This window comes from Bradyrhizobium frederickii, from assembly GCF_004570865.1.
GTDB classification, from domain to species: Bacteria; Pseudomonadota; Alphaproteobacteria; order Rhizobiales; family Xanthobacteraceae; genus Bradyrhizobium; species Bradyrhizobium frederickii.
Map to the genome: position 1 here is coordinate 162,291 of NZ_SPQS01000003.1, position 17,579 is coordinate 179,869.

At 65.7% G+C, this 17,579-nt stretch carries 11 protein-coding genes; 6 read left to right on the forward strand and 5 right to left on the reverse strand.

Annotated features, from left to right (window positions below):
- Positions 1 to 8 precede the first annotated feature (8 nt).
- The 4 genes from kdpB (at position 9) to E4K64_RS06325 (ending at position 6,290) form a co-directional block, all read left to right on the forward strand.
- Positions 9 to 2,126: a potassium-transporting ATPase subunit KdpB gene (gene kdpB, locus E4K64_RS06310; protein ID WP_135162685.1), complete on the forward strand. Its 2,118-nt coding sequence runs from the start codon at positions 9 to 11 to the stop codon at positions 2,124 to 2,126.
- A gap of 108 nt (positions 2,127 to 2,234) precedes the next feature.
- Positions 2,235 to 2,840 carry a K(+)-transporting ATPase subunit C gene (locus tag E4K64_RS06315; RefSeq protein ID WP_135162686.1) on the forward strand — a complete coding sequence of 202 codons (606 nt, stop codon included), beginning with the start codon at positions 2,235 to 2,237 and terminating at the stop codon, positions 2,838 to 2,840.
- Between the two features lie 40 nt (positions 2,841 to 2,880).
- Complete coding sequence (locus E4K64_RS06320) at positions 2,881 to 5,604, forward strand: sensor histidine kinase (protein ID WP_126255118.1); 2,724 nt, start codon at positions 2,881 to 2,883, stop codon at positions 5,602 to 5,604.
- Positions 5,601 to 6,290 carry a response regulator gene (locus tag E4K64_RS06325; protein ID WP_126255119.1) on the forward strand — a complete coding sequence of 230 codons (690 nt, stop codon included), beginning with the start codon at positions 5,601 to 5,603 and terminating at the stop codon, positions 6,288 to 6,290. The genes E4K64_RS06320 and E4K64_RS06325 overlap by 4 nt, the downstream gene beginning before the upstream one ends.
- 224 nt (positions 6,291 to 6,514) lie before the next feature.
- Here the strand turns inward: E4K64_RS06325 and ku are convergent, their stop codons facing one another.
- Positions 6,515 to 7,399: a non-homologous end joining protein Ku gene (ku, locus tag E4K64_RS06330; protein ID WP_135162687.1), complete on the reverse strand. Its 885-nt coding sequence runs from the start codon at positions 7,397 to 7,399 to the stop codon at positions 6,515 to 6,517.
- Positions 7,400 to 7,515: 116 nt separating this feature from the next.
- On the opposite strand from ku, the gene ligD reads away from it, so the two are divergent.
- Positions 7,516 to 10,197 carry a DNA ligase D gene (ligD, locus tag E4K64_RS06335; protein ID WP_135162688.1) on the forward strand — a complete coding sequence of 894 codons (2,682 nt, stop codon included), beginning with the start codon at positions 7,516 to 7,518 and terminating at the stop codon, positions 10,195 to 10,197.
- 97 nt (positions 10,198 to 10,294) lie between these two features.
- Here the strand turns inward: ligD and E4K64_RS06340 are convergent, their stop codons facing one another.
- Positions 10,295 to 10,459: a DUF3309 family protein gene (locus E4K64_RS06340; RefSeq protein WP_018318514.1), complete on the reverse strand. Its 165-nt coding sequence runs from the start codon at positions 10,457 to 10,459 to the stop codon at positions 10,295 to 10,297.
- A 182-nt stretch (positions 10,460 to 10,641) separates the two neighbouring features.
- On the opposite strand from E4K64_RS06340, the gene E4K64_RS06345 reads away from it, so the two are divergent.
- Entirely contained in the window at positions 10,642 to 10,959 is a 318-nt protein-coding gene (locus E4K64_RS06345) for a polyhydroxyalkanoic acid system family protein (protein ID WP_135162689.1), read from the forward strand.
- A 2-nt stretch (positions 10,960 to 10,961) separates the two neighbouring features.
- On the opposite strand, the gene treY is transcribed toward E4K64_RS06345, so the two are convergent.
- The 3 genes from treY to glgX are packed head-to-tail and all read right to left on the reverse strand — an operon-like array spanning position 10,962 to position 17,579.
- Entirely contained in the window at positions 10,962 to 13,748 is a 2,787-nt protein-coding gene (treY, locus tag E4K64_RS06350) for a malto-oligosyltrehalose synthase (RefSeq protein ID WP_135162690.1), read from the reverse strand.
- Position 13,749: 1 nt separating this feature from the next.
- Entirely contained in the window at positions 13,750 to 15,504 is a 1,755-nt protein-coding gene (treZ, locus tag E4K64_RS06355) for a malto-oligosyltrehalose trehalohydrolase (protein WP_135162691.1), read from the reverse strand.
- Positions 15,501 to 17,579 (reverse strand): glycogen debranching protein GlgX, encoded by a 2,079-nt coding sequence (glgX, locus tag E4K64_RS06360; protein ID WP_135162692.1) that lies wholly within the window; start codon positions 17,577 to 17,579, stop codon positions 15,501 to 15,503. Before glgX ends, treZ begins: the two co-directional genes overlap by 4 nt.

Genomic DNA, 17,579 nt, shown 5'->3' on the forward strand with positions numbered 1-17,579 from the left:
AGACCTCCATGGAACCCGTCCATAAACCCAACAAGCGCATGCCGGTGTCGGCGATGCTGGATCCCAGGATCGTGATGCCGGCGATCGGCGCGGCTTTCGCCAAGCTCGATCCGCGCGCCATGATCAAGAACCCGGTCATGTTCGTGGTCGAGATCGTCGCTGCGTTGACTACGGTGATCTTCCTGCGCGATCTCCTGACCGGGGGAGAAAATCTCGGATTCACCTTCCAGATCATCCTCTGGCTGTGGTTCACCGTGCTGTTCGCCAACCTTGCCGAAGCAGTGGCCGAGGGCCGGGGCAAGGCGCAGGCCGAGACGCTGCGCAAGACCCGGACCGAGAGCCAGGCCAAACTCCTGAGCGGCGCGAGCCGCGATTACAAGCTCGTGCCCGGCACGAGCCTGAAGGTCGGCGATCTCGTGCTGGTCGAGGCGGGCGACACCATCCCCTCGGACGGCGAGGTGGTCGAGGGCGTCGCCTCCGTCAACGAGGCCGCCATCACCGGCGAGTCCGCGCCCGTGATCCGCGAATCCGGCGGCGACCGTTCGGCGGTGACCGGCGGCACCCAGGTGCTGTCGGACTGGATCCGCGTCCGCATCACGGCGGCCCAGGGTTCGACCTTCATCGACCGCATGATCAAGCTGGTCGAGGGCGCCGAGCGGCAGAAGACACCGAACGAGATCGCGCTCAACATCCTGCTCGCCGGCCTCACCATCATCTTCGTGTTCGCCACCGTGACCATCCCGAGCTACGCGGCCTATGCCGGCGGCTCGATCTCGGTGGTCGTGCTGGTCGCGTTGTTCGTGACGCTGATCCCGACCACGATCGGTGCGCTGTTGTCGGCCATCGGCATCGCCGGCATGGACCGCCTGGTGCGCTTCAACGTGCTGGCGATGTCCGGCCGCGCCGTCGAGGCCGCCGGCGACGTCGATACGCTGCTGCTCGACAAGACCGGCACCATCACCCTCGGCAACCGGCAGGCGACCGCGTTCCGTCCGGTGCGCGGGGTGAGCGAGCAGGAGCTGGCGGATGCCGCCCAGCTTGCCTCGCTGGCGGACGAGACGCCGGAAGGCCGCTCCATCGTCGTGCTGGCGAAGGAGAAGTACGGCATCCGCGGCCGCGACATGGCCGAATTGGGCGCTACTTTCATCCCATTCACCGCGCAGACCCGTATGAGCGGCGTCGATGCCGGCGGCTCGTCGGTGCGCAAGGGTGCGGTCGATGCCATGCTGAACTATGTCGGCGGCGGCGCGCCGACCGCGGTCGCTTCCGGCAACGCCGCCCGGGCGATGCAGCCTGCCGCGCTCTCCGAGCTCGGCCGCGAGATCCAGGCGATTGCCGACGACGTGTCGAAGTCGGGCGGCACGCCGCTGGCGGTCGCCAGGGACGGCAAGCTGCTCGGGATCGTTCAGCTCAAGGACATCGTCAAGGGCGGCATTCGCGAGCGCTTCGCCGAGCTGCGCCGCATGGGCATCCGCACCATCATGATCACCGGCGACAATCCGATGACGGCCGCCGCCATCGCCGCGGAAGCCGGCGTCGACGACTTCCTGGCGCAGGCAACCCCCGAGGACAAGCTCAAGCTGATCCGCGACGAGCAGGCCAAGGGCAAGCTGGTCGCCATGTGCGGCGACGGCACCAACGACGCGCCGGCGCTCGCCCAGGCCGACGTCGGTGTCGCCATGAACACCGGCACCCAGGCCGCCCGCGAGGCCGGCAACATGGTCGACCTCGACTCCAACCCGACCAAGCTGATCGAGGTGGTCGAGATCGGCAAGCAGCTGTTGATGACGCGCGGCGCGCTGACGACGTTCTCGATCGCCAACGACGTCGCCAAGTACTTTGCGATCATCCCGGCGATGTTCCTGGCGTTCTACCCGCAGCTCAACGTGCTCAACGTCATGAGCCTGTCGAGCCCGCAGAGCGCCATCCTGTCGGCGATCATCTTCAACGCGCTGATCATCATCGCGCTGATCCCGCTCGCGCTGAAGGGCGTCGCCTATCGCGCGGTCGGTGCCGGTGCGTTGCTCCGGCGCAACCTCTTGATCTACGGCCTCGGCGGCATCGTCATTCCCTTCATCGGCATCAAGGCGATCGATCTCGTCGTGACTGCCTTGCACTTGGCATAACGCCGTCATTGCGAGGAGCGAAGCGACGACGCAATCCAGACTGCCTCCCAAGAACGCCCCTGGATTGCTTCGCTTCGCGCGCAATGACGAAAGAAAGGAAAGCTTCAAATGCTCAGAGAAATCCGCCCCGCCATCGTCCTCTTGCTGGCGCTCACCGCCATCACCGGCCTTGCCTATCCGCTCGCGATGACCGCCATTGCCGGCACGTTGTTTCCCGTGCAGGCGCAGGGCAGCCTCATCGAGAAGGACGGCAAGGTGATCGGCTCCGCCCTGATCGGGCAGGAGTTCAAGGACGACAAGTACTTCCATGGCCGTCTCTCGGCGACGCTTGCGCCGGACCCCAATGATTCGACCAAGACGGTGTCGGCGCCCTACAACGCCGCCAATTCGGGCGGCTCCAACCTCGGCCCGACCAGCAAGGCGCTGGCCGACCGGCTCAAGGAAGATGTGGACAAGCTCAGGGGCGAGAACCCGAACGCGGCCGTGCCGGTCGACCTGGTGACGACCTCGGCCAGCGGCCTCGACCCTGATATCTCGCCGGATGCGGCGCAATTCCAGGTGCCGCGCGTGGCAAAGGCGCGGAATCTGCCTGAGGATCAGGTCAAGCAGCTCGTGACCGCCAACACCGAAGGCCGTCTGCTCGGCCTGCTCGGCGAACCCAGGGTTAACGTTCTGGCGCTGAATCTCGCGCTCGATCGCAGGGCCGCGAAGTAGCAGTCTAGGCTCGCGGCGCGCAGATGATTATATTGGCGAGATGGTCCGAGAGCGCCGCGATCCCGAACAACGTCCCTCTCCCGAAGCGCTGCTGGAAGCCGCGCGCCGGGAGGAGAGTGCTAGCGGCAAGCTGAAGATCTTCGTCGGCGCCGCTCCCGGCGTCGGCAAGACCTACGAGATGCTGCAAAGCGCCCATGCCAAGCGCAAGGCCGGCATCGATGTCGTGGTCGGGTTCGTCGAAACCCATGGCCGCGCCGAGACCGAGGCGCTGGTGCGCGGCCTCGAAGTGATCCCGCGCAAGAGGCTGGAGTACCGTGGCCAGATTGTCGAGGAGATGGATCTCGATGCGGTGATCGCGCGCCGGCCGCAGATTGCGCTCGTCGACGAGCTCGCCCACACCAACGCGCCCCTTTGCCGCCATCCCAAGCGCTATCTCGACGTCGAGGAATTGCTGTCCCACGGCATCGACGTCTACACCGCCGTCAACATCCAGCACATCGAGAGCCTGAACGACGTCGTCGCCCAGATCACCCATGTCCGGGTCCGCGAGACCGTGCCAGATTCGGTATTCGACCGCGCCGACGCGATCGAGCTGATCGACCTGACGCCCGACGATCTGATCCAGCGGCTGAAGGAGGGCAAGGTCTATGTGCCCAAGCAGGCCGAGCGGGCGCTGGAGCATTATTTCTCGCCGGGCAATCTCACCGCCCTGCGTGAGCTCGCACTGCGGCGCACCGCCGAGCGGGTCGACGAGCAGCTGCTCACCCACATGCAGGCCAATGCCATTGCCGGTCCCTGGGCTGCGGGCGAGCGCATCCTGGTCTGCGTCAGCGAGGATCCACGCGCCGCTGGCCTCGTGCGCTACACCAAGCGCCTGGCCGACCGGCTGCACGCGCCGTTCACCGCGCTCTCGATCGAGACACGGCGCTCGCTGCAATTATCCGACCAGGAGCGTGACCGGCTGGCCGATACGCTGCGACTGGCGGAATCGCTCGGCGGCGAGGCGCTGACGATTCCCGCAGTCGGCCGCCGTATCGCCGATGACGTCGTCAATTTCGCGCAAGGCAATAACGTCACCCAGATCGTGATCGGCAAGTCGACGCGCTCGCGCTGGTTCGAGATGACGCGTGGCTCGGTGGTGCACGACCTGGTGCGCCGAGCCGGCAACATCACCGTCCACGTCATCGCCGGCGACGAGATGCCCGGCGAGGCCGCGCCCAAGACCGCGGTGCAGACCGCCGCGCGGTCTGAGCCGTTCGATCCGCTGCCCTATCTGAAGGCGCTCGGGATCGTGCTGATCGGCCTCGGCGCTGCCGAGTTGATCCAGCCCCGTTTCGGCATCGAGAACGTCGATCTCGTGCTGCTGACGGCTGTGGTCGCGGTTGCCGTGCGCTATGGCCTATGGCCGTCGCTGCTGGCGACAGTCGCCGCCTCGCTGTCCTACAATTTCTTCTTCCTGCCGCCGATCTACACCTTCACGATCACCGACCCGACCAACGTCGCCGCCTTCGTGCTGTTCATGGTGGTGGCGATGATCGTCTCCAATGTCGCCGCGCGCGTGCGCACCCAGGCCGACGCCGCCATCGGCCGAATCAGGATGACCGAGCAGCTCTACGCTTTCAGCCGCAAGCTCGCCGGCACCGCGACGCTCGACGACGTGCTGTGGGCGACGGCCTACCAGATCGCGTTGATGCTGAAGGTCCGCGTCGTGCTTCTGCTGCCGGAGGAAGGCTTGCTCACGGTGAAATCCGGCTACCCACCCGAAGATGACCTCGACCAGGCCGATCTCGCCGCGGCCAACTGGGCCTGGAGCAACGACCGCCCCGCCGGTCGCGGGTCGGATACGTTGCCGGGTGCAAAGCGGCTGTTCCTGCCGATGCGCACCGGGCGCGGCCCGATCGGTGTCATCGGCATCGATAACGACCGCACCGGGCCGCTGTTGACGCCGGACCAGCGTCGGCTGCTGGACGCGCTGGTCGACCAGGGCGCGCTAGCGATCGAGCGCGTGCTGCTGGTCGAGGATATGGACCGGGTCAAGCGCACCGTCGAATCCGAGCGCTTGCGCTCCGCGCTGCTGACCTCGATCTCGCACGATCTGAAGACGCCGCTCGCCTCGGTGCTGGGAGCGGCCTCGACCATGCGCGACCTTGCCGGGGCCTTGTCCGACACCGAGAAGCGCGACCTGCTGGCCACCGTCATCGACGAATCCGAGCGGCTCAACCGGTTCATCGCCAATCTGCTCGACATGACCAAGCTAGAGTCCGGCGCCATCGTCCCAAACTCTGCGCTGCACGATCTGGGCGAGATCGTGGGCAGCGCGCTGCGGCGCGCGGCCAAGATCCTCAACGGCCACAAGGTCGAGCTGGTGCTGGCTGCCGATCTGCCGATGCTCCAGCTCGATGCCGTGCTGTTCGAGCAGGTGCTGTTCAACCTGCTCGACAATGCCGCCAAATATTCACCGCCCGACACGACGGTCTCGATCCGCGGCCGGCGCGACCGCGATCATGTCGTGCTCGAGATCGTGGACGAGGGGGCGGGGATTCCGCCCGACGAACTCGACAGTGTGTTCGACAAGTTCTACCGCGTGCAGAAGGGCGATCATGTCCGTCCCGGCACCGGGCTCGGCCTCGCCATCTCCCGCGGCTTCGTCGAGGCGATGCGCGGCACGATCTCGGCCGCCAACCGCAGCGACCGGCGCGGCGCTGTCCTTACCGTCCGTCTTCCCGTTCCGGCAGAGAGCCGCACATTGGATACCGCCGCATGAACGCTGCGCCGATCAAGGTCCTGGTCATCGACGACGAGCCGCCGATCCGCAAATTGCTGCGGATGGGGCTGACGACGCAAGGCTACGAAATCCTGGAGGCGTCGAACGGCAAGGTCGCGCTGGAGAAGCTCGAGGAGGCGCCGGCGCTGATCATTCTCGATCTCGGCCTGCCCGACATTCAGGGGCATGAACTGTTGCGCACCATCCGCGCCCGCGACGAGGGGGTGCCGATCGTGGTGCTGTCGAGCCGGGGCGACGAGGCCGGCAAGGTGCAGGCGCTCGATCTCGGCGCCGACGATTATCTGACCAAGCCGTTCGGTATGGACGAGCTGTTGGCCCGCCTGCGCGCCGCGCTGCGCCACCAGCTCCAGGTCAAGGGCGAACGCCCGGTGTTCCGCACCGGAGACCTCTCGGTCGATCTCGTCCGCCGCATCGTCAAGGTCGGCGACCGCGAGGTGAAGCTGTCGCCGAAGGAGTATGACCTGTTGCGTGTGCTGGTTCAGCATGCCGGCAAGGTGCTCACGCACAGGTTCCTGCTGAAGGAGCTGTGGGACGAACTGACCGACGCGCAATATCTGCGCGTCTATGTCCGCCAGCTCCGGCAGAAGATCGAAGCCGACCCGGAACGGCCGCAATACGTGCTGACCGAGACGGGGATCGGGTACCGGCTGAAGGCGGGGGATTGACGTTCCACAGACCGTAGGGTGGGCAAAGGCGCAAGGCGCCGTGCCCACCATCTTTCAGTGATTCCAAAGAGAGAAGACGTGGGCACGCTTCGCTTTGCCCACCCTACGATGTCTGTCATTCCGGGGCGCGCGTCAGCGCGAGCCCGGAATCCATGTCTCCGCCCGTCACGCTTGGCATGATGGATTCCGGGTTCGATGCTGACGCATCGCCCCGGAATGACGAGCTACCCCGCCTTCCGATGCCTTGCCGTCGACCGGTGCGCCTTCTTCGCGGCGCGATGTCGCCCGGTCGCACGGCGCGCATGAGATTTCGTTGCCGCCTTCTTGCCGCCGCGTCCCTTCAGGCTCTGCTTCAGCGCGTCCATCAGGTTGACGACGTTGCTGGGGCGCTCCTCGGGCTCGGGCAGCTCGATTGTCTTGCCGCTGGCCTTGCGCTTCACCAGCGCCTTGAGCGCGGTCTCGTATTCGTCCTTGAACTTGCCGGGGTCGAAATGCGCCGCCTTGGTGTGCAGGATGTGACCGGCGAGCTCGACCATGTCCTTGGTGATCTTCGGGCTCTTGATGTCGTCGAAGAACTGGTCCTCGTCGCGCAGCTCGTAAGGAAAGCGCAGCGTGGTGCCGAGCAGACCCTTGCCGAACGGCTCGATCGCGATGATATGCTCGCGGTTGGTGAGCACGATCTTGGCGAGCGCCACGCGGTCCTGGTCCTTCATGGCGTCGCGGATCACCGCGAAGGCGTCGACCGCGGCCTTGCCGTCGGGCGCGATGTAATAGGGATGGTTGAGATAGCGCTGGTCGATCTCCTCGCGCGGCACAAAGCTCTCGATGTCGATGGTGTGGTTGCTCTCGATCTGGACCGCCTCGAGCTCCTCCGGCTCGATCTCGACATACTTGCCCTTGCGTAGTTCGTAGCCGCGGCCTTTCTGGTCGCTCTCGACGACGTCGCCGGTCTCGGAATCGATCATCTGTTGCTTGAGCCGGTTCCCTGTCTCGCGGTTGATCAGGTGAAACCGCGTCTTCTCCGCCGCCGTGGTCGCGGGGTAGAGCACGACCGGGCAGCTGACCAGCGAGAGCTTCAACGTTCCCTTCCAATAGGCGCGCGGGGCCATTCCATTCTCCAGCGTTTTCAAGGCGTTTTGGAACCCCAACCCTCCCACAGGGTTTTGGTTCCGGGTGGGACTTTGGCCGTGATAGGCTCAATGCCGAAAGAGAAGCGGGACCGGTCGTGCTGCAAAAACTCTCCACTTACCGACAGAAGCGTGACTTCGAAAAGACGCCCGAGCCGTCGGGCAAGACCGCAGTAGCACCATCGCAGCAGCGGCGCTTCGTGATCCAGAAGCACGATGCGAGCCGGCTGCACTACGACCTCCGGCTCGAATTCGACGGCGTGTTCAAGTCCTGGGCGGTGACCAAGGGCCCCTCGCTCGATCCGCATGACAAGCGCCTCGCGGTCGAGGTGGAGGATCATCCGCTCGACTACGGCGATTTCGAAGGCACGATTCCGGAAGGCCAGTATGGTGGCGGCACGGTGATGCTGTGGGATCGCGGCTATTGGGAGGCCGAAGACCCGGAAGCCGGATTCAAGAAGGGCGATCTGAAGTTCACCCTGCATGGCGACAAGCTGCAGGGCAGCTGGGTGCTGGTGCGCATGCGCAACCGCGGGAGCGAGAAGCGCACCAACTGGCTGCTGATCAAGCACCGCGACGAATATGCCCGCGAGGGCAAGGACAACGACATCCTCGACGAGGACAAGTCGGTCGCCTCCGGGCGGGCGATGGAGCAGATCGCCGAAGGCAAGGGGCGCGCGCCAAAGCCGTTCATGCTGGCGAAGGGCGCCAGGGCCAAGGCCGACGCCGTCTGGCAGTCCAACCGTGCCGAGGATGCGAAGGGGCGCACCGTCAAGCCGGCACCGCGCGCGGCGTTGAAGGCCGGCAAGTTCCCCAAGGCCAAGACGGCGAAGAAGAAGGCCGCGACGGCGACCAATGCGAAGAAGGTCGTTGAGATGCCGGACTTCGTGGCGCCGCAACTCTGCACGCTGGTCGAGCGGCCGCCGGCCGGAGAGGGCTGGTGCCACGAGATCAAGTTCGATGGCTATCGCGTGCAGCTCCGGGTCGAGGACGGCGAGGCGACGCTGAAGACGCGCAAGGGTCTCGACTGGACCGGCAAGTTCGGCGCCATCGCCAAGGAGGCGGCCGCGCTGCCGGACGTGATGATCGACGGCGAGATCGTCGCGCTCGACCACAACGGCGCACCGAATTTCTCCTCGCTCCAGGCTGCGCTGTCCGATGGCAGGACCGAAGAGCTGATCTTCTTTGCCTTCGACCTGCTGTTCGCGGAAGGGGAGGATTACCGGCGGCTGCCGCTCGGCGAGCGCAAGGCGCAGCTGAAGCAGCTGCTGGACGCCCGCAAGCGGAAATCGACCCAGATCCGCTATGTCGAGCATTTCGAGAGCGGCGGCGATGCCGTGCTGCAATCGGCCTGCAAGCTCGAGCTCGAGGGCGTGGTGTCGAAGAAGCTGGATGCGCCGTATCGTTCGGGACGCACCGAGAGCTGGGTCAAGTCGAAATGTCGCGCCGGCCACGAAGTGGTGATCGGCGGCTACAAGACCACGAACGGCAAATTCCGCTCGCTGATGGCCGGCGTGCAGCGCGGCGATCATCTCGCCTTCGTCGGCATGGTCGGCACCGGCTTCGGCGCGGACAAGGTCAAGCACATCATGCCGTCGTTGAAGGCGATGGCCGCCAATGAAAGCCCGTTCGGCGGCAAGAATGCCCCGAAGAAGACGCGCGAGGTGCACTGGCTGAAGCCGGAGCTCGTCGCCGAGATCGAGTTCGCCGGCTTCACGGCCGACGGCAATATCCGCCAGGCCGCGTTCAAGGGGCTGCGGCAGGACAAGCCGGCCAGGGAGGTAGAGGCGGAGACGCCCGTCGATACGGAGCTTGCCGAACCTACAGCCGGGAAGCGAGCTGCGAAGACAGCCAAGCGATCCAAGGACGCCGGCACCGCGGAGGTGATGGGCGTCATCATCTCCAAGCCGGACAAGGAGCTTTGGCCTGATGATGGCGAGGGCGCTCCCGTCACCAAGCTCGATCTCGCGCGCTATCTCGAAGCCGTCGGCGCGTGGATGATCGTGCACCTGAAGGGCCGGCCATGCTCGCTGATCCGCGCGCCTGATGGCATCAAGGGCGAATGCTTCTTCCAGCGCCACGCCATGCAGGGCACGTCCAACCTTCTGGAGCTCGCGCGCGTCTCCGGCGACCGCAAGCCTTATCTGCAGATCGACCGGATCGAGGGGCTCGCCGCCGTGGCGCAGATCGGCGGCGTCGAGCTGCATCCCTGGAATTGCGCGCCTTATGCCTATGACACGCCGGGCCGGCTGGTGTTCGATCTCGATCCGGCGCCTGACGTCGCGTTCGCCGACGTGGTCGAGGCGGCCAGGGAGATGCGGCAGCGGCTCGCCGATCTGGGCATGGAGAGCTTCTGCAAGACCACCGGCGGCAAGGGCCTGCATGTCGTGGTGCCGCTGCTTCACGGCGCCCGCGACAAGGTAAGCTGGAAAGAGGCCAAGGCCTTTGCGCAGGGCGTCTGCCAGTGGATGGCCGACGACAATCCCGGGCGCTATCTGCTCAACATGTCGAAGAAGCTGCGCGAGGGAAAGATCTTCCTCGACTATCTCCGCAACGACCGCATGTCGACGGCGGTGGCCCCGCTATCGCCGCGGGCGCGCGCAGGTGCCACGGTCTCGATGCCGCTGACCTGGTCGCAGGTGAAGGGCGATCTCGACCCGAAGCGCTATACGCTGCGGACCGTGCCGGGGCTGCTGTCGCGGTCGAAGGCGTGGCAGGGTTATGACGACGCGGCGACACCGATCAAAGCCGCGATCAAGAAGCTCGCGGGGAAGACGTAGGGTGGGCAAAGCGAAGCGTGCCCACGATCTCTTTCCTGACGAACAGGTGGGCACGGCGCTGTGCGCCTTTGCCCACCCGACGACATCGTGGATGCCGCTAGATCCGGCCCATCAACAGCAGGATCAGCAGGATGACGATGACGAGCCCGAGGCCGCCGCCGCCGTAATAGCCGGTGCCGTAGAACGGGCCGCCGCCGATGCCGCTGAAGCCGCCGAGTAGGGCGATCACGAGAATGATCAGAATGATCGTACCGATAGACATGCGAATTTCCTCCAGCCCTTCCTTGAAGGGTCCTTGCAACCTGTCCCGTTGTGCGGAGGCAACTTGCCGCAGGTTGTAAAGTTCCCGCATTGAAACACGGCTGGCGGATCAACTTGCATGGAACCTTTGTGGAGGCGGCCGGCGTTGACTATGTGAGGATCAGTCACTGTAGGGGGAGGGCCATGTCAGCACCGCTTGTCGTTTCAATTCCGCACCGTCTCGGCCGCGAGGAGGCGGTGCGCCGCCTCAAGACCGGGCTCAGCCGCGCCGCGGCCAGCATTCCCGTGATGCAGGTCGAGGAGGAGCGCTGGACCGGCGACAGCATGGCGTTTCGCATTCGCGCGCTCGGGCAGATTGCGACGGGGCAGGTCGATGTCGGCGACGATCAAGTCCGGGTCGAGGTGGTGCTGCCCTGGCTGTTGCAGCGCTTTGCCGAGATGGCGCAGGCGACGATCAAGAAGCGCGGGCAGTTGCTGCTGACCAAGGATGGGGGAAAGTAATTTCAGGCGCGCCGGCGCTGTCGCGCCGGCCTGATGGCGCTTGCCGTGCGGGCTTCGACGACGAAGGCGGGAAAATCCCGGAACGCCTGCGCCAGCGGCAATCCACCACCGGCAAGGCCGGGCGCGGTGTAGCCGGCCAGGTCGATGGTGGCGTCAAAGCTCTCCGGCGCGGGCCATTCCCGGCCCGCTTGCGTGAGCGGCGCGAAGTGACGCCCGACCACGACGATCGCCGCGCTGCGGCCATGGCGGCGGGCGAAGGCGACGACATGGTCCGCATCTGTGCCGTGCACCGCCAGCGGCTGGTAATCGCCTTGAGCGAAGACGTCGGCGAGCGCATTGCGCAGCTTGAGAAGACGCCGTGTCCAGGCCAGCTTGATCAGGCCGTCCGGCCAGCGCGTCATGAGGCCGCTCCAGTCCGGGTCGTCCAGCGAGTTCAGCCCCGCCTGCCGCGCGCCAAAGTCGACCGGGCGGCGGTTGTCGGGGTCGACCAGTGACAGGTCCCAGAACTCGGTGCCCTGATAGAAGTCGGGCACGCCGGGCAGCGTCGCCTTGAGCGTGAGCTGGCTCAGCGAATTCAACATGCCGAGCAGTGCGACGCGGCGGGCCAGCGTTTGCAGCGCCTCCAGGAATTCGCCTGACAATGTGGGGTCGAGGATCTTGTCGATGAAGCTCTTGATGCCGCTCTCATAGGCTTCATGCGGGTTGAGCCAGCTGGTCTCTTCCTTGCCCTCGCGCGCGGCCTTCAGCGCATAGGCCTGGATACGCTCGACGAAGCCGGCGTCGATCGTCTCCACCAGCGGCCAGGCGCCGAGCAGGGCCTGATACAGCATGTATTCGAACGTCGCCGAGGGCGCTCGGTAATTGCCCTCGAGCGTGAGGTGCGGCGCGTTCAACACCTTCCAGCGCGAAACCGCGCTGGTCCACTCGCCCGGAATCTCGCTGAGCGCCGCGATTCGCGCGCGGGCATCCTCGCCGCGTTTGGTGTCATGTGTGGCGGTTGCCGTCATTCCCTGCGGCCATTCCTTGGCGCGGGCCTGCATGGTCTGGTGGAAGGCGGAAACCGTAAGACCGTTGCTGGCGGGATCGCCGCCGACCTCGTTCAGTGCGAGCAGGCGGTGGAATTGATAGAACGCGGTGTCCTCCAGCGACTTCGCCATCATCGGCCCGGTGAATTGCTGCACCTTCAGCGCGAAGCGGCGCACGCGCGTGGCGCTGTGCGGAGGGCGGCCGGGTTTGAGCAGGTCCATGGTCAGGGCATCGCGCAGGAAATCGAAGATGCCTTCGTCCGCGGCGAACCATTCCGCGCGGGCGCGCGCGATGGTGTCGTCGATCAGCTTGCGGTCGGGGGCCGTCGGGCTGCTGTTGGTCAGATAGGTGCGGTACACCGGGAAATGCAGCACATAGAGTTCGAGCGCCTGCCGCAGGCTGTCGGCGGAGAAATCGCGGGTGGAGTAATGCCCGTTGGCGATCCGCGCGAGCAGGCGCGTCAGCACGGTGAATTCACTGGTGAGCAGCGTCTCCAGCACGCGCCGCTTGGCGTCCTTCACATAAGGCGCAAGCCGCGGTGGACGGTTGCTGACCTGCCGCCAGGTCTCGTCCAGCGCCGCCATGCCCTTGGTGTCGACCAGGACCTGGGAAATGACGTTCATCCATTCGTAGCCGGTGGTACCCTGAACGCCGGCGAAGTGCGGCAGGCGTTCGTGCTCGCACAGGATCTTCTCGATTACCGTGTAGAACGGCTTGGTGTTGCCCTGCGCGTCGCGCACCAGGCGGCGCAGCCGCTGGCAATATTGCGCGGGGTCGCGCAGGCCGTCGATGTGATCAAGCCGGATGCCTTGCAGTTTGCCGTCGGCGATGAGCTGCTTTACCAGCCGGTGCGTGGCGGCAAACGTGCCGGGATCCTCGACGCGCAGACCGGCGAGTCCGTTGACGTCGAAGAAGCGGCGATAATTGATGTCGCTGGAGGCGAGCCGCCAGTGCCCGAGCTTGTAGTGCTGCCGCTCGAGCAGGTGGTGTAACGCCAGCGTCTGCGCGGGACGATCCTTGGCGGCACGATAGGCGGCAAGACCGCGTGCGATGATCTCGGCGGCGCCCGCAATCTCCTTGAGCTCGGCCTTGAACGCGGGGGCTTCCTTGCGGTTGGGACGGCGCAGTCCGGTGTAGCGCGCCGCGAGCGAGAGCAGGCGTTTGCCCGCTTCCGTCTCGGCGGCATCCGCGTCCTTCACGATCATGCGCAGCATCTCGCCATACCGCTCCGGCGCGATCGGCAAGCGATGCTCGAAATACCAGGCGGAGAGGCTGCCCTGATCCGGATCGTAGCGCAGCTCGATCTCTCCGCCCTCCAGCGCTTCACCGTAGGACTTGCCGAGGATCGGCAGCAGCACGCCGCCGCGAGCGCGATAGGGCAGCAGGTCCCAGTCGATGTCGAAGGAAACGGCGTGGGGCGAGGCCTGGCCCCATTCCAGCACGTCGAGCCACCATGGATTGTCGGCGAAATGCACGCCGACATGGTTCGGCACGAAGTCGATGATGAGGCCGAGGTCGTGCGCCTTGAGTGCCTCGCTCAGTCGCGCGAAACCGGCCTCACCGCCCAGCTCCGGATTGAATTGGCTGTGATCGACAGTGTCGTAGCCGTGGGTCGAACCCTTGCGCGCCTTCATCACCGGCGAGGCATAGAGATGGGTGATCCCCAGCGCCTTGAGGTAAGGCACGACGGCGGCGGCCTTGTCGAAGCCGAAATCCGCGGTGAGCTGGAGCCGGTAGGTCGCAAGCGGAATAGCAGGAGGCATGCTAACCTCCGAAATGCCAGACCACTGACCAGGGCGGCAGCCGGTCGCCGCTTGCCTCTCCCCAAATCGGCGTGCCCGCGGCAGCTTCGGGACGCGCGATGTCCTTGTCCGAGAGATTGGCGAGGAGCCGCAGCGTCATGCCGTCGCCCATGCGCCAATGCGCGGTGAGCAGGCCGTTGTCGGCCGCCTCGGCATCCCCGAAGCTGGCCCCCTTCAGCCGCGGCATGATCTGTTTGCGGCGCAGAGCGAGCAGCTCTCGGACCAGCGCAAGCCGCGCGTCCTGCTGCGGCGTGCGGCCGGTCCAGTCGAGCACCGCCGATTGCAGCGTCGCGGGATCGAGCGGGTCGGGCACTTCGTCGCCGTATTTCTCGTAGGCCCACGCATATTCCTGCTTGCGCCCCTTGCGGACGGCGTCGGCGAGCCCGCCCTGGAAATCGCAGAAGAACGGGAAGGGCACCGTCGAGCCCCATTCCTCGCCCTGAAACAGCATCGGCACCATCGGCGCGAGCAGGGTCACCGCGAGCGCTGCTTCGATCTGCTGCGGCGATGCCAGGCTTTCGAGCCGGTCGCCGAGCGGACGGTTGCCGATCTGGTCGTGGTTTTGCAGGAAATTGACGAAGGTCGCTGGCGGCAGCTGACCGCTCGGCTCGCCGCGCGGCTTCTTGCCCCAGAACTCCGAGACCTCGCCCTGGTAGACGAAGCCGGACGCCAGCGCGCGCGCCAGATCGAGGCGCGGCGTTTGATAATCCGCGTAGTATCCGGCGAGCTCGCCGGTCAGCATCACGTGCCAGACGTGGTGATAATCGTCGTTCCACTGACCGCGATATTTGCCGTTCGGCGGCTCCTGTGCGGCGTCGAGCAGACTGGCGCGATTGTCGCCGTTCTCCAGCACGAGATGGATGTGGCGTCCCGTCGCTTTGGCGAGTTCGCCGGCGGCGACGCTGAGATCCTGCAGCATCGACTGCTCGCCGGGCACCGCCATGATGTGATTGGCGGCATCCAGCCTCAGGCCGTCGAAACGGTAGTCGCTGAGCCAGCACAGCGCATTCTCGACCGCGAACGCGCGCACCTGCGGCACGCGATAATCGATCGCGCTGCCCCAGGGCGTGTGCGCATCGGTGAAGAAGGCCGGCGCATAGCGGCCGAGATAATTCCCCTCGGGGCCGAAATGATTGTAGACGACGTCGAGAAACACCATCAGGCCGCGCAGATGCGCCTCGTCGATCAGCGTCTTCAGGTCTTCGGGGCGGCCATAGGCGCTGTCGGGCGCATACCACAGCACGCCGTCGTAGCCCCAGCCGCGGCGTCCTGCGAAATCCGCCAGCGGCATCAGTTCCAGCGCGGTGATGCCGGTTGCGGCGAGATGATCGAGCTTGTCGATCATGGCGCGGTAAGTGCCTTCGGAGGTGAAGGTGCCGACATGGGTCTCGATCAGCACCGTCTCTTCCCAGGGACGGCCGCGCCAATCGCGCGCGCGCCATGAAAAGGCGTCGTGATCGATCACCTCGCTCGGGCCGAACACGTCGTCGGGCTGGAAAGCCGAAGCCGGATCGGGCACGTCGATTTCGTCGTCGATCCTGAACTTGTAGGGGCTGCCGGCGGCGAGGCCGGCAATCTCGGTCACGTACCAACCATCCTGTCGGCGCTGCATCGCGTGTCGTCGGTCGAGCAGGAGGTCGACACGGCGCGCGCCAGGCGCCCACAGGCGGAACGACACGCCGTCCTTCGTCGGCTTCGCCCCGAAGGATGGCCTCATAGCGCCCCCGCGAAGGCGAGCACGGAGCGCGGCGGCGCCTTGCTGTCGCTTCCGGGCGGGAAGTCGATCGTGTTCAGCTTGGCATCCGTCGTGTTCAGGATCTGCTGCCAGCTCTTGTATTCGGTCATCTTCGGCAATTTGAATGCGATCTCTTCGGGGGCGGCGTTCAGTACGATAAAGATCGCGGCTCCACCGGGTTCCATCGGTCCCATCACGTAGGAGAGGAATCTTCCCTCCGGGAATTTCCAGTCGCTCTCCGTCATCTCGTCGCCGGCAGGCGTCAGCCACAACGCGCCGTAGGACACGCCGTCGGCGGGGCGGCCGTCGAGCCAGCGATGGCTGCGAAGCTGCGAGAACCGGCGGCGGATCTCGGCGAGATGGGCGACGAAATCGACCATGTCGTCCCCCTCCTTGCCGAGATTGGCCCAGCCGACCCAGCCGATCTCGTTGTCCTGGCAATAGGCGTTGTTGTTGCCCGATTGCGAGTTGCCGACCTCGTCGCCGGCGAGGATCAGCGGAACGCCCTGCGCCAGCATCAGGCAGGCCAGCACGTTCTTGCGAAGCTGGCGGCGCAGGCCGAGGATCTGAGGATCGTCGGTCGGTCCCTCCACACCGCAATTGTTGCTGTGGTTGTCGTTGGAGCCGTCGCGGTTGTCCTCGCCGTTGGCCTCGTTGTGCTTCTCGTTGTAGCTGAAGAGGTCGGCGAGGGTGAAGCCGTCGTGCACGGTGATGTGGTTGATGCTGGCGCGCGGCCGCCGTCCGTCATGGTTGAACAGGTCGGACGATGCCGTCATCCGGCTGGAGATGTCGCCGATCAGGCTGCCTTCACCGCTCCAGTAGCGGCGCATGGCGCTGCGATAGCGATCATTCCATTCCGACCATTGCGAGGGGAATGCGCCGACCTGGTAGCCGCCGAGGCCGAGGTCCCAGGGCTCGGCGACGAGCTTGACGGTCGCCAGCACCGGGTCCTGCCGGATCGCGGTCAGGAACGAGCTGCCGCGATCGAAGCCGTTGGGCCCACGCGCCAGCGTGGTGGCGAGGTCGAAGCGGAAGCCGTCGACATGGCAGACCTCGACCCAGTAGCGCAGCGAATCCATCACCATCTGCAGCACGCGCGGGTGAGTGAGGTTCACCGACGAGCCGCAGCCGGTGAAGTCGTCGTAATAGCGCGGGTTCTCGCGGTTCAGCCAGTAATAGGAGGCGTTGTCGATGCCGCGGTAGCACAGCGTCGGGCCGAGGTGATTGCCCTCGGCGGTGTGATTGTAGACGACGTCGAGCATCACCTCGATGCCGGCATCGTGCAGGCGCGCCACCGTGGTGCGGAACGAATCGAGCGCATTGTCCTGGGCGTAGCGCGGCTCCGGCGCGAAGAAGGACAGCGTGTTGTAGCCCCAGTAATTGACGAGCTTCTTCTCCACCAGGATGCGGTCGTCGACAAAGCTGTGCACCGGCAGCAGCTCGACCGTGGTGACGCCGAGCTTCTTCAGATGCTCGATCATCGCCGGCGAGGACAGGCCGCCATAGGTGCCGCGCAAATTCGGCGGCACGTCGTCGCGCTTCTGCGTCAAACCCTTGACGTGAGCCTCGTAGATGATCGTGTCTTCCCAGGGGATGTTGGGACGGATCTCGCGGCGGCCCCAGTTGAAGGTCTCGTCGACCACCACGGCCTTGGGCATGCCGCGCGCGTTGTCGCGCCGGTCGAAGGAGAGGTCCTCGCGCGGGCTTCCGGTGCGATAGGCGAAATGCGCATCGCTCCAGACCAGGCGTCCGGCGAGCCGCTTGGCATAGGGGTCGAGCAGCAGCTTGTTGGAATTGAAGCGATGGCCGTGCTCGGGCTCGTAGGGGCCGTGCACGCGATAGCCGTAGAGCTGCCCGGGCGAGACGTCGTTGAGATAGCCGTGCCAGACGTCCTCGGTCTTCTCGGGCAGCTCGATGCGCTCGAGCTCGCGGCGGCCTTGCGTGTCGAACAGGCAGAGCTCGACCTTCTGTGCGTTCGCGGAGAACAGCGCGAAATTGGTGCCGCGTCCGTCCCAGCTTGCGCCGAGGCGTGCAGGCGATCCGGCAGTCAGGCGCAT